Raw genomic sequence first — 12410 nt, forward strand, 5'->3', positions numbered from 1 at the left:
TGCGGCGCCATCTACCCTCCACCACGCGCCAGGGCCGCTCCACGACTGTTCTCAAAACGTTTCTGGAGGCAATCCCCCCGGAACGCGGTCACGAATAGTCTTCATTTCTGCCGCCCGATCTATTCAGCCGGCACCTCAATTGTCGCACCCGAAGCGGCCGCGCAGGTCGCCGCCTCCGGCGGCCAGCGCGATCGAGGGTCCGCCGAGGGGACCCTTGACCGTGAAGCTGTGTCCGGATTCCCCGAACAGGGCATTCAGCGGGCGCGGCACCACCAGGAGATCGATGCGGTTGCGCGGCAGGTCGATGGTGCCGCGCCCCAACGCCTGGATATTCTCCGTGATGACCACCAGAATCGGATTGGTCCGCGCCACCCCCTTCTCGAAGACGAAAGGCACCTTCGCGCAACGCAGTTCGCTGTCGCCGCGATAGACGGACGAGGTGAACAGGCCGCCGACGATCCCCATCCCCGCCAGATCGAGAAGCCCCGTCCCGATCCGCCCGCGCCCCACGCGGGCGGTCAGGGTGCCGGCAAGCGTGCTCAGCATGTCGTCGGCATCAGTCCGGGCGGTCAGGTCGAAGGCGAGGCGCAACGTGCCGGACACCGAGATAGGCGCGCCCCGCCCCACCAAGCCGGCGAGCGACAGTTGCTCCCCCGCCCCCTTGATGCGCACGGACGTACGCCCTTCGCTCGCCACCACCGCCGAGACGAAGCCCCCCTGATAGCCGATGCGCAAGGGATCAATGCGCAGCGCGCCTTCATTCACCGCAAGGCGGGCCTGGATGCCCTTGGCTCCGTCCCCGCCCCCTTCAAGCCGCTCGGCGGAGATGGCGATGTCCATGTCGGTGGTGGCCATGAGGTCGATCTGGCTTCCGCCCGCCAGCGGCGCCGCACCGAGAACAGCGACGGGCCGCCGCCCAGCGCGGTTTTCGGTGCGGACGAGGCTGATGAGTTCGTCCCCGAAGACCTTCGGCGCGGTGATGGTGCCGCCCACGAAGACCCGGCCGTTGGGCTTCGCCCGGCTGGTCAGGTTGCCCAGGATTTGGGTGCGGCCGATATCGGCGCGCCCGTCTAGGGTCACGGCCTCCGACGTCCCGCTGACTCGACCGTCAAAGCGGATGGGGCCCTGGAAAGCGACCTCCCGGCCGAGGGCGGCAGCGAATTCGGAATAGTTGGGAATGTCGAGGCGCGCCTCCACGCGGGCGGCCGGGCCGGCGCCCGTGGGGGCGAGATCGGGCGGCGCCAGATCGATGCTCGCCTGCACCAGTTCGCCGCCTTCTATGCGCGCGGCGAAGGCGTCGACGGCGAGCTCGCCCCCGGCATCGGACACCGCCATACGCCCCACCAGCCGTCCGAGCCGCGCCGCGCCGCCGGCTTGCATCGCCAGCATGCTCGCCACGGGCAGATCGACGGTCCCGGCGAGATTGACGCCCACGAAGCGCAGCACGTCTCTGACATCGCCGGTGAGCTGCAGGACAGGACGCGTGCGCGGACCCGCCAGCACCGAAACGTCTTTGAGCGCCACGCGGCCGTCCCCGTCCCGCTCCACCGATCGCACCGCGATGGGGCCGATCTGCCGGAAGCTTTGATCGAACGCATTGGTCTCGACCACGCTGTCCTCCAGCATCAGGCCGTCCGCGCCGCTTCGGAACGCTCCGGACAGACGGGTGACGACGATGTCGCGGAGCGACACGGAGGACGCGACATCGGCATTCAGCGTCGCCACCGCCTTCACATCCACCCCCTGTAGGGTGGGAAGGTCCCCGACGGCGCCGTCCAAATGGACATGTTCGCCACCGGTCAGCCGAAGGTCCAGTTGCAGGTCCCGGACTGCCATAGTGTCGGGTTCCGCGAAAAGCCACGCGCGCAGCGTGCCGGATCCGTCGATCACCGGCGCGAGCCCGCTCAGAACCAACACTTGCGCCAAGCTGCCGGCATCGGCGGCCAGCTCGATGGCCAAGCCCCGATCGAAGCGCGCCGTGGGCGCGCGCACGTCCAAACGGCAGATGAAGTCTTGGATCGGCCCCGGCACCAAAAGCCGAATCTCCGCCCCATAGGGACGCAGCCCCTCTTCCGGCCGCGCATCCAGGTCGAAGGCGAAGCCCAGTTTGACAGGCGCTCCGTTCAAGGCGGCGTCAGCGACGAGGGCCGTGCGTGTGCCATCCTGCCGGCTGCGCAGCTCCTCAACCCGCAATTCGAAGAGCCAGCCATTGGAATCGAAGAGGCGGATGACGGTGTGCTGGATCGCCAGGTGCGGCAGAAGGGACAAGACGTGGATGGGAGATTCGAGGAGCGAACCCGGCCTGGCGTCGTCCGCCCCGTCCATCGGCACGTCGAGCCGCGCGCCGTCCACCGCGAGGCTATAGGCGTTGTGGCCGGACAACAGGTCACCATAGGCCGGCAGCCCGAGGACCACCCGTTCCACCCACGCCCCGGCGCCGTCCCTACCGCGCGATTGGATCCCGGCGACGAAAAGGATTGGACGCGGCCATAGGTCGACGGTGACCGCACCGCTCACCGTCACCGGCTCGCCCCAGAGCTGGGTCAGCGCCCGCTCGGCGACCAGACGGCGCAGCCCCTCTCCCTGAGGCAAGAGGGTGACGGCGAAAAGGCCGATCACGACCAGGATGGCGCACACGCCGCCCAGCACCGCGCCGCGCACGATCCAACGTCCCGGGAAGCGTGCCATCCCCTTCCCCTTTCGGTCTCGCAAGCGGCCCGATCCGACCGTAGCGGCTCCTCGCCGCCTCCCCTCACAGGGTGGGCGGAAAAGCCTTGGAGACCGGTCCCAGGGGCTTGAACTTAGCCGAGACCTCTCCGCTCAGCCCGGCTTCGGAAGGCATCAAGGCCAGAATGTCCGTCCCCTCCGGCTTCAGCTTGGCGAAGTCGACCCAGAACACGTTCGGGCTGTTCACCGGCATCACATAATAGACTTTGTGGCTGTGGTCGGACACTGAGGTCCAGCGTGTGGGCCAGGCATCGGCCGAATCTCCCCCCGACGTGTCGACCGCTCCGAAAGGCACCGCCACATTGCGCACCACACCCGCCAGATGACCGATCGCCTCCGCGGTGTCAGCGGGCTTCGGCAGCGTCTTCAGATAGGAGGAGGCGCGCACAAAGCGGCTCATCGGATCGATATCGCCGGGCATTGGAAGCGTGCCGCCGAACATTTTGTAGCGCTTCAGATTGGTGAGTTGCTCCTCCAACGGAGGCTCGTTGGTCATCACGGTCACGTCCTTGCCGTGATGGATCACGGTCTTGCCCTTTACGAACTCGATGACCGCACTGTCTCCGCCCGCATCCGCAATCGACAGATGCAACGGCCATTCACGTCCATGCGCCGCCACAGAAACGATGCGGACCTTCTTCAGGCCTTCCAGGGCCTCGGCGACGGTGGAGAAGTTGTCGAGCACAAATTGCGGCCAGAGCAGATTGGACAGGCCCGGACGCTGGTCGGCCGGCTCATGCTCGGCGTCATGGAGATAGAGCAGGTGCGCGCTGAGGCCAGCCTCATTCATCCCGTCGCTGGTCGCAAAATCCAGGGCGGTAAGGACTGTGCTGGCGTATTTCGACGTCCATTCCGCGGCGTCGCCTTCGGAGAGCCCGCGCCGAGCGATGCCGCGAGGCAGGAAGACGAGGCGGGGCTGGTCGTCGATGTAGAGATCCATGGTGCGGGCGGCGACCACCGCCTGATCATTGGCATTCCAGAGAATGAGGCTACAGGCGGGGGCGATCGCACCGCCCGCCAGAGTGGCCGACACCATGGCGGCAAGACCGATCCCGGTGAGATAGCAATTCATGCGCACGTTCCGCTTCACTCGCCTGTGAGAATGTCCGCGAATCGAGCCGCCCAGCTTGCGAAAGGCTCGCTGGCGCGCCACGACGCATCGGTACATTTGGCGTCCTTGTCCTGGCGACGTGCACCCCGAGCTGCGGTGGTCGTCGAGCCCCCCGCCGGTGCGCCCGTACCCTCAAGCACAGCTTCAAGCTAATTTATCTCCGGCATATGCTCCAGGCCGCGGCCCTATTCAGCTTCGCGGAAAGCATATGCGAACCGGCGGTCGCGCACCTGTCGCAAACGACGGTCTGCGTCGAGCGGCACAGGCAGACGCGACGGCGGCAATCGAGACCGGTGGAGAGCCTGCCGTCTTGCCGGCGGCCGCGCCGACGGGAAGACGGCCGGACGGCGCCCGAATGCCGACGCGGCATCACCTGCCTGCGATGGACTGATGCGCCGGAGAGATTCGAACTCCTGACCCCCCAGATTCGTAGTCTGGGCAAAAGCCGTGTGCATTCGACGTCTTACTCGCGAGTGGCTGCAACAACCGAGGCCGCACGGCTTCTGCGGCCCTTCAAGCCTGCCGGGCGCGAGACGACCCTCGCACCCTGTCTGCTCCCGCGCCCCTTCCAGTCATCGAACCGGCGCCGACGATCGGAACATGTCAGCGAAGCTTGCTGGCGATGAAGTCGACGAAGACCCTCACCCGTGCCGGCATGTTCGCCCCGCCGACGAAGACGGCGTGGATGTGCTCGACGTCTCCGGGGTTGAAGGCCTCCAGCACCGGGACCAGCCGACCGGCTGCCAGATCTTCGGCCACGCTGAAATTGCCGACGCGGGTGATCCCGACCCCTGCAATGGCCAACTGGCCCAAAGTCTCGCCGTTGTTGGCCTCGATGTTTCCATGCACGGTCAGGGCATAGTCGCGCCCCTCCTTGCGGAACGGCCAGACCGGCTCCGCGCGGCGGAAATTAAAGTTGAGACAGTTGTGGTCATGCAGATCCTCCGGGACCTGCGGCGTCCCGCGTCGGGCGAGATATTCGGGCGAGGCGACGATGGTCCGCCCCGTCTGCCCCACCCGCCGCGCGGTCAAGGGACTGTCGGCCAGGACGCCGAAGCGGATCGCGACGTCCGCCTGGCCGCCGTGGATATCGGCGATGGCGTCCGTCAGGCTGATGTCGACCAGGATATGCGGATACAGGGCCGCGAACTCCCCCAGCAGCGGCACGATGCATTGGCGACCATGGGCGAGGGCCGCACTGACCCGCAGGCGCCCGCGCGGCGCGCCTTGGTCGGCGATTTCACGCTCGGCGTCGTCAAGGTCGGCGAGAATGCGTCGCGCCGCGCCGAGATAGGCCTGGCCTTCCGCCGTCATCGTCAGGGCCCGGGTGGTGCGCAGCATCAGCCGTACGCCGAGCCGCGCCTCTATCCGGTCGATCGTGCGGCTCACCGCCGAAGGGGTCAGGCCCAGGTCGCGGCCAGCGGCCGAGAAACTCCCGCACCGGACGATGGCGGCGAAGACCTCGAGTTCCCGAGCCCGGTCGGTGCTGCCGATCTGCATCTGTGCGTCCGGATCAAAAGTGCTTGGTGCAGACTCTGCCTAACGCCCCACCTGTCCACTGTCCATCTGTGCATCTGGCATCACGTGGGAGATTCGCATGGACGATCGTCAACTCGGCTGTTCGGGACTACGCGTCCCGGTCCTCGTCTGAGAGAGCCGATGAAACCGAACCTCCCCATCCTGGCCCTGGCCGTCGGCGCCTTCGGCATCGGCGTCACCGAGTTCGCCCCCATGGGCATGCTGCCCGTCATCGCCGGAGACCTGGGCGTCTCGATCCCGGTCGCCGGTCTGTTGATCAGCGCCTACGCCTTCGGCGTCATGTTGGGGGCGCCGCTCCTTACCCTGACGACCGGCCGCATGCCGAGGCGGACCTTGCTGATCGGCCTGATGGCCATCTTCACCTTCGGCAACCTGCTGGCCGCCGTTTCACCCAGCTACGGCATGCTGCTGGCGGCGCGTTTGATCACCTCGCTGAATCATGGCGCCTTCTTCGGAGTCGGGGCCATCGTCGCCGCGGGACTGGTTGCGAAGAACAAGCAGGCCGGCGCGGTGGCCGCCATGTTCATGGGCCTGACCCTGGCCAATGTCGTCGGCGTGCCGCTGGCCACCTGGGCCGGCGACCAGATCGGCTGGCGGACCTCCTTCTGGGGCATCGCCGCCCTCGGGGTTCTCGCCATGATCGCCTTGCGCCTGACCCTGCCCAGGGTCGCCGCGCCGACGGGCGGAAATGCGATGGCCGAGCTGAAGGTGCTGGGTCGTGGCCCCGTGCTGGCGGCGCTGGCCCTGACGGTGATCGGCTCCAGCGCCATGTTCACGGTCTTCACCTACATCACGCCGATCCTGCAGGAGGAGACCGGGGCGTCGATCGGTTTCGTCACCGCCATGCTGGTGACCTATGGCGTCGGCCTGACGGTGGGCAACTGGCTCGGCGGCAAGTTCGCCGACCGGTCGCTGGACGGGACTCTTGTCGTCACGCTGGGCTCTCTGGCCGCCCTTCTGGTCGCCTTCGCCTTCGCCATGCCGTTCGCAGGGATCAGCGCGGTGCTGATCTTCTTCTGGGGCGTGGCCAGCTTCGCCCTGGTGCCGCCGCTGCAGATGCGGGTGATGGACGCCGCCGCGGATGCGCCCAACCTTGCCTCGGCGGTCAATATCGGCGCCTTCAACCTCGGCAACGCCATCGGCGCGGCGCTCGGTGGCGCGGTGATCGGGGCGGGGCTGGGTCTCCCGGCCGTGGCCCTGGCGGGCGCCGGGGCGTCGGCGATCGGCCTGGTCATTCTTCTGATGATGATCCGCTGGTCGCCGAAATGCCCTGCCCCGCCATTGCAAAGTCATACCTGATCGTCGTCTCTCGGCGACGTTGCGGCAGGATGCGCTTTGTGCGCCCGCAGATTCGCCGCATGCGGACGCTTCTCATGTTCCCGATGAGCCCGAAGCAGACCAGGGCCGGCCGGAGAGCTTCAGGCGCTCTCCGTGCAAATTTCGAAGCGATTCCCGGACCTGAGTGCGGAATAGCCGAACATTTTAAATGTCAGTCAGGCGATTCTCGGCGAATCGCTGCTCGACATCCCTCTGAGAATAAAAAGGAAGTGGCGCGCCCTAGGGGAGTCGAACCCCTCTCTCCACCGTGAAAGGGTGGCGTCCTAACCGATAGACGAAGGGCGCTGAGGCGCAGGCCTTATAGGCGGGGGATCGCCGGCAGGCAAGTGGCCTGCGCCCGCCAAAGCGGCGGCGATCCACAGGCCCGCCGCTTGCTCACCATTTGCCGGTGTTCGGCATCGAGGCCCAGGGCTCCTGCGGTGGCTTCGCCTCGCCCTTCTGGAGAAGTTCGACCGAGACATTGTCGGGCGAGCGCACGAAGGCCATATAACCGTCGCGCGGCGGGCGGTTGATGGTCACACCGCCCGCCATCAGGCGCTCGCAGGTGGCGTAGATGTCGTCGACGGCGAAGGCGAGATGGCCGAAATTGCGGCCCTCGCCGTAGGGCTCCTTGTCCCAATTGTAGGTCAGTTCGATTTCCGCGACGCCTTCCTGTCCCGGCGCGGCGAGAAACACCAAAGTGTAGCGGCCCTGCGGCACGTCCTTGCGGCGGATCTCCCGCAGCCCCAGCTTGTTGCAATAGAAATCGAGCGATTGCTCGATGTCGGTCACGCGGACCATGGTGTGGAGGAAGCGCATGGCGGGTTCCGATGTCTGGGGCGCGAGCCCGTGGGTGTGCGGGGGGAAGGTATGAGCTCGCCCGCCGATCTCAAGGCCGCCCAGGACAAGCTCGCGGAATTTCTCGCCGCCGCGCGCCATGCCGTCGCCTTTACCGGCGCCGGCATCTCGACCGAATGCGGAATTCCTGACTTCCGCTCGCCCGGCGGCCTTTGGACGCAGAACAAGCCGATCCCGTTCGATCTGTTCCTCGCCCATCGCGCGGCCCGGAACGAAGCCTGGCGGCGCAAATTCGCGATGGACGCGGCCTTCGGCGGCGCGGTGCCGGGCCGCGGCCACCGCGCCCTCGCTTGGCTGCTCGCCCAAGGCCGGCTGCACGGCATCATCACCCAGAATATCGACGGCCTGCACCAAGCCTCGGGCGTCCCGGACGACGCCCTCGTCGAGCTGCACGGCAACACGACCTATGCCACCTGCCTGGACTGCGCGCAGCGCTACGAGCTCGACTGGGTGCGGACGCGGTTCGAGGCGGCCGGCGGCCATGCCCCCGACTGCACCGCCTGCGGGGGGGCGGTGAAGACCGCGACCGTCTCGTTCGGCCAGGCGATGCCGGAGCGCGAAATGGCCCGCGCCGCCGCGCTGACACAGGCCTGCGACCTCTTCATCGTGATCGGCTCCTCCCTGGTGGTCTATCCCGCAGCCGGCTTCCCGCTCCGGGCCAAACGCCAGGGGGCCCGGCTGGTCATCCTCAATCGCGAACCAACCGACCTCGACGCGGTTGCCGACCTCGTGGTGCGGGCGGAGATCGGCGATGTGCTCGCCCCCTTTGCCGCTGCCGATGCGGCGCCGGCCTGACGGCGCAGCAGGATGTGGGCGCCGTGCACAACAATCAGGCGGTGAAAACCCGTCCAAGGGCCATCGAAAGGGTGTGCGTCCGCCGCCTTCCTTGCTATCCTGACCCTTCCCGAATGCAGATCGGGTTCGGGGTCCGACGGTTCAGCGTAGGGTCTGTAGATATGGGGTCTCGGGGACCAGAGATCGAACCGCACGTCATCGTCCCCGCCGACGAGCTTGCCGAGGCGCCCGTCGGCCTCGTCGAGGTCTCCGGGATCATCAAATGGTTCGACGTCTCCAAAGGCTACGGCTTTATCGTGCCGGACGGCGGCGGTCCCGACGTTCTGCTGCACGTCACCTGCCTGCGCCGGGACGGTTTCCAGACGGCGCTCGAAGGCGCCCGGGTGGTCTGCGAGGCGGCGAAGCGGGCGAAAGGGCTCCAGGCCTTCCGCGTGCTCTCGGTCGATCTGTCCTGCGCCGCCGCGCAACCCAGCGTGCCCGCCACCCGCACCCGGGCGACGATCGAGCCCACCGGCGGATTCGAACCGGCACTGGTGAAATGGTTCAACCGGCTGCGTGGCTTCGGCTTTCTCACGCAGGGCGATGCAACGCCCGACATTTTCGTGCATATGGAGACCCTGCGTCGCCACGGCCTCACGGAATTGCGGCCCGGCCAGCAGGTCTTGGTGCGCTTCGGCGACGGACCGAAAGGCCGCATGGCGACGGACGTCAAGGCTGAGGACGCGCCCTCCGGCAAGCATTGAGGATCGACATGACCAGGACGGCAGCGCCCGTATCGCATTGGGCCGGGCGCGCTTGCGCCTTTGCGCTTCTCGCCCTTTTCACGGCTCTGGCCGCCCCCGCCGCCGCCCAGCCCAACGAGGCCCAGCCCAGCCTGCCGCACGAGGCGCTGGAAATCGCCACCCGAAGCGGGGTCGTGGTTCTGGAGGTCGAGGTTGCCCGGACCCCCAAGCAGCGCGAGATCGGCCTGATGTTCCGCACCCTGATGCCGGAACGACAGGGCATGCTGTTCGATTTCGGGGTCGATCAGACCGTCTATATGTGGATGAAGAACACCTATATCCCGCTCGACATGCTATTCGTTCGCGCCGACGGGACGATCGTGCGGATCGAGGCGATGACCACGCCGAAATCCGAGCGCACCATCTCCTCCGGCGAACCGGTGCGCGGCGTGCTGGAGATCGCCGGCGGCGGGGCGAAGCGTCTCGGCATCGCGCCGGGCGACCGGATGTCGACGACCCTGTTCGGCAAATGAGCCATTCGGATCGGGAGCCGCCGCATCGCCCCGACCGTCGAGGCCCTTGCGCCGCGCACGCCGAAAACCTAACAAGGGCGCGCACGCATCGCGTCCCGTCGGAGCATAGCGCAGCCCGGTAGCGCATCTGCTTTGGGAGCAGAGGGTCGCAGGTTCGAATCCTGCTGCTCCGACCATTTTTTCCGCCGCATCGCGCCTGCGCCGAGGTCGGCGCGACCGGTATGGTTACGCGCCGCCGACGCGCTGGGGGCGCACCAGGGCGAGAAGCAGATACGCGCACAGCGTGCCGCCGACCCCGCCCAGCGCGAACAGGACGATCAGCAGCACCCAATCGATCGGGCCGCCGATATCCGCAAAATTGGAATCGGTGACGACGAAGGCGAGCCAGATCGCAAACACCCCGCCCGCGAGCCCGATGAGTTCGGACATCAGGAACCGGTCGCTGACCAGCCGCCGATCGCGGACCAGCACAACGAGGAAAGCAAGACCGGCAAGGAGCGCCCCGGCTACCAGAGGCCAGAACAGACCGCCGAGAATCTCCTGCAACACCGAGAAAAGGATGGCGGGATCGAGGTCCTTCATGCGCGCCTCCTCAGGCCTTGCCGCGCAGCATTGCGAGATAGGTGGGCTTGAGGGCGATTTCCTTCATGACCCACGAGATCCACAATTCCTCCAGCGGCGCGATGATGCCGGGGAAGGACGGCGTGAGATTGTTGTCGTAGTCGAACTCGACCAGCATGGCCTGACCGATGCGGGTGATGAGCGGGCAGGACGTGTAGCCGTTATAGCGGGCCGCTGACGGCCGCCCGGTGATGCCGGCGACGAGATGGTCGATCGCGACCGGCACCTGCCACTTCACGCTCGCGGCGGTCTTGCCTTTCGGAACCCCGGCGACGTCGCCGACGCCGAACACGTCGGGAAAGCGGCGGTGGCGCAGCGTGTCGCGTTCGACCTCCATCCAGCCGTCGGCCGCAAACGGCCCGGACTGCCAGGCGAGCGCGCTCGCGCGCACCACCGCCGGCGCGCGCATCGGCGGGATCACATTGATGAAATCGTACGGCATCTGGACCTGCCCGCCCGGGGACGCGAAGGTCGCGATGCGGCGCTGCAGATCGATGGCGCTGAGGACATGGCTGTAATTGACCTTCACGCCGCGGTCCTGAAACAGCATGCGCACCTTTTCCGACACGATGGGCACGGAAAACAGCGTGGCATTCTGCGCGTTGTAGGTCAGTTCCGCCTTGCCGCGATTGCCGCGCCGGCGCAGCACGTCGTCCGTGATGAAGGTGTATTTGAGCGGCGCCCCGGCGCATTTCATCTCGGTCGCAGGCCGCAGGAACAGACCGGCTCCGCCGGTCTCGGCGAAGCGGGACATCGCGGCATAAGTCGCGGCGGCGGCGTCCGGGCCGGCATAGACCGAGCCGAGCCCGTTGGTGCCGATGCGCGTGACGTCCATCCCCGGGATCGCGCCGTAATCGAGGTCGAGCCCGGTCGCCACGACGAGAAAATCGTAAGGCACCGCCCGGCCGGATTCGGTCACGACGGTCTTGCCGACCGGGTCGATCTCGGCGACCGCCTCCTCGATCAGGGAGGCGCCGCCGGGGATATAGTCGCGGGTCTGGGACACCGCATAAGAGGGAGGCTGAAGCCCTGCCGCGATCAGGGTGAAGCCGGGCTGATAATAATGCGCCCGCCGCTTGTCGATGAGGATGATCTCCGCCCCGTCCAGCCGCTGGGCGAGGCGTGCGGCGCTGGCGAGGCCCGCGGCACCGGCCCCGGCCACCACGATCCGGGCCTTGGTCGCGACGCGGTCACTGCGATCCTCGGCGCGGCTCGGCGCCGACGGGACGGCGAGAGACAGGCCCGCGGCACCGAGCGCGGACAAACCGCCCAGAAGCACGCGCCGTCGGTCGAGGCGGGTCGTTTCCGTGTCGGTCATGGCGTTCCTCGACTTTCAGGGGGCGGTGCCACGCCCCTCTTTGGCCGCAGCAAAGCATGCCACTGCCCGTCGATGAATCCGTAAGACTACGCAGGGATGCGGGCGTCGCTCGGCCCGCCCTACCCTTCGGTCTTGCCGCCTTCGGGCCCGAGACCGGGAAGCTGGGGCGCGGCGGCGGGCTCTCCGAGCAGGGCGCGGGCCTGGGCCGTCCAATTCTCCCGCTCCACCCGGCCGGGAAAGCCCAGCGCGGCGCCGACCCATTGCGCCTCCTCCGGCGTCCAGCCGGCGATCTGCGCGTAGCGATAGATGCCGAGCGCGTTCAGCTTGCGCTCGTTCTGGGGGCCGATGCCCTTCAGTTTCTTCAGATCGTCCGGTGTCGAGGGGGCGGCCTCGGCCGGCGGCCGGCGGCCGGCAGGCCGCTCCGCCGCCGTGCGCCGCGCAGACGCGGAGGCTTTGGCGAGCCCCGCCCCCTCCGCGCCATCGGCTGGCGGAGACGGCGCCGCGACCGCGACGGCCGGCGTGCTCGGCGGTCCGGACGGCGACCGCGGATCGGGCGCGCTTTGTTCCGCCGCGACAGGGGTTTCCGCCGGCACCGGTGTCGGAGCGGTCTCGGCGCGCCGGGCCGGTTGCTCGGGCGTGCGGACGGGAGGAGCCGAGCGGGACCGCCCCCGTTTGCGCAGCACATATCCGAGCACGGCCCCGATCGCGAACACGGCGACGACGAGCAGGATGGTTTCCAGCGCGAGAGCCATGGACTAGGACCCCGCCGGCGCGAAATAGCCGGTCGCGAGGCCAGCCAGAAGCGCCGCGAGAAGATAGGGCCACAAAGCCAAAGCGAGATAGACCACGCGCAAGTCCTCCGGTCCGCG

The 12410-nt window shown here is 67.7% G+C and carries 11 protein-coding genes and 2 tRNA genes; 5 read left to right on the top strand and 8 right to left on the bottom strand.

Features of this window, described 5'->3' with window-relative positions; genetic code table 11:
- Positions 1 to 135 precede the first annotated feature (135 nt).
- The 3 genes from EDC64_RS11170 to EDC64_RS11180 form a co-directional block, all read right to left on the bottom strand.
- Positions 136 to 2688: an AsmA family protein gene (locus EDC64_RS11170; protein ID WP_132031387.1), complete on the bottom strand. Its 2553-nt coding sequence runs from the start codon at positions 2686 to 2688 to the stop codon at positions 136 to 138.
- A 64-nt stretch (positions 2689 to 2752) separates the two neighbouring features.
- Positions 2753 to 3799, bottom strand: a complete 1047-nt coding sequence (locus EDC64_RS11175; RefSeq protein ID WP_165933725.1) for a linear amide C-N hydrolase — start codon at positions 3797 to 3799, stop codon at positions 2753 to 2755.
- Between the two features lie 642 nt (positions 3800 to 4441).
- Positions 4442 to 5338 (bottom strand): LysR family transcriptional regulator, encoded by an 897-nt coding sequence (locus tag EDC64_RS11180; protein ID WP_132031389.1) that lies wholly within the window; start codon positions 5336 to 5338, stop codon positions 4442 to 4444.
- Positions 5339 to 5497: 159 nt separating this feature from the next.
- Between EDC64_RS11180 and EDC64_RS11185 the strand changes: the two genes are divergently transcribed.
- Positions 5498 to 6676: an MFS transporter gene (locus EDC64_RS11185; RefSeq protein WP_132031390.1), complete on the top strand. Its 1179-nt coding sequence runs from the start codon at positions 5498 to 5500 to the stop codon at positions 6674 to 6676.
- A gap of 249 nt (positions 6677 to 6925) precedes the next feature.
- Here the strand turns inward: EDC64_RS11185 and EDC64_RS11190 are convergent.
- Positions 6926 to 7000, bottom strand: a tRNA-Glu gene (locus EDC64_RS11190).
- Between the two features lie 90 nt (positions 7001 to 7090).
- Positions 7091 to 7513 (bottom strand): VOC family protein, encoded by a 423-nt coding sequence (locus EDC64_RS11195; RefSeq protein ID WP_132031391.1) that lies wholly within the window; start codon positions 7511 to 7513, stop codon positions 7091 to 7093.
- A 51-nt stretch (positions 7514 to 7564) separates the two neighbouring features.
- Here EDC64_RS11195 and EDC64_RS11200 point away from each other — a divergent pair, with 51 nt between their 5' ends.
- The 4 genes from EDC64_RS11200 to EDC64_RS11215 all read left to right on the top strand — a co-directional run bounded on the left by EDC64_RS11200 (position 7565) and on the right by EDC64_RS11215 (position 9778).
- The gene (locus EDC64_RS11200; protein ID WP_132031392.1) at positions 7565 to 8347 is read left to right on the top strand and encodes an SIR2 family NAD-dependent protein deacylase; all 783 of its coding nucleotides are present in this window, start codon (positions 7565 to 7567) and stop codon (positions 8345 to 8347) included.
- Positions 8348 to 8508: 161 nt separating this feature from the next.
- Positions 8509 to 9090, top strand: a complete 582-nt coding sequence (locus EDC64_RS11205) for a cold-shock protein (RefSeq protein ID WP_132031393.1) — start codon at positions 8509 to 8511, stop codon at positions 9088 to 9090.
- A gap of 8 nt (positions 9091 to 9098) precedes the next feature.
- Positions 9099 to 9602 carry a DUF192 domain-containing protein gene (locus tag EDC64_RS11210; RefSeq protein ID WP_132031394.1) on the top strand — a complete coding sequence of 168 codons (504 nt, stop codon included), beginning with the start codon at positions 9099 to 9101 and terminating at the stop codon, positions 9600 to 9602.
- A gap of 99 nt (positions 9603 to 9701) precedes the next feature.
- A tRNA-Pro gene (locus tag EDC64_RS11215) sits at positions 9702 to 9778 on the top strand.
- A gap of 49 nt (positions 9779 to 9827) precedes the next feature.
- On the opposite strand, the gene EDC64_RS11220 is transcribed toward EDC64_RS11215, so the two are convergent.
- The 3 genes from EDC64_RS11220 to EDC64_RS11230 form a co-directional block, all read right to left on the bottom strand.
- Complete coding sequence (locus tag EDC64_RS11220; protein WP_132031395.1) at positions 9828 to 10184, bottom strand: DUF5368 domain-containing protein; 357 nt, start codon at positions 10182 to 10184, stop codon at positions 9828 to 9830.
- Between the two features lie 10 nt (positions 10185 to 10194).
- Positions 10195 to 11541, bottom strand: coding sequence for an NAD(P)/FAD-dependent oxidoreductase (locus EDC64_RS11225; protein ID WP_132031396.1), 1347 nt, complete (start codon positions 11539 to 11541; stop codon positions 10195 to 10197).
- Positions 11542 to 11660: 119 nt separating this feature from the next.
- Positions 11661 to 12293, bottom strand: coding sequence for a hypothetical protein (locus tag EDC64_RS11230; protein ID WP_132031397.1), 633 nt, complete (start codon positions 12291 to 12293; stop codon positions 11661 to 11663).
- Positions 12294 to 12410 lie beyond the last annotated feature (117 nt).

It is taken from the genome of Aquabacter spiritensis (genome assembly GCF_004346185.1).
Classification (GTDB): domain Bacteria; phylum Pseudomonadota; class Alphaproteobacteria; order Rhizobiales; family Xanthobacteraceae; genus Aquabacter; species Aquabacter spiritensis.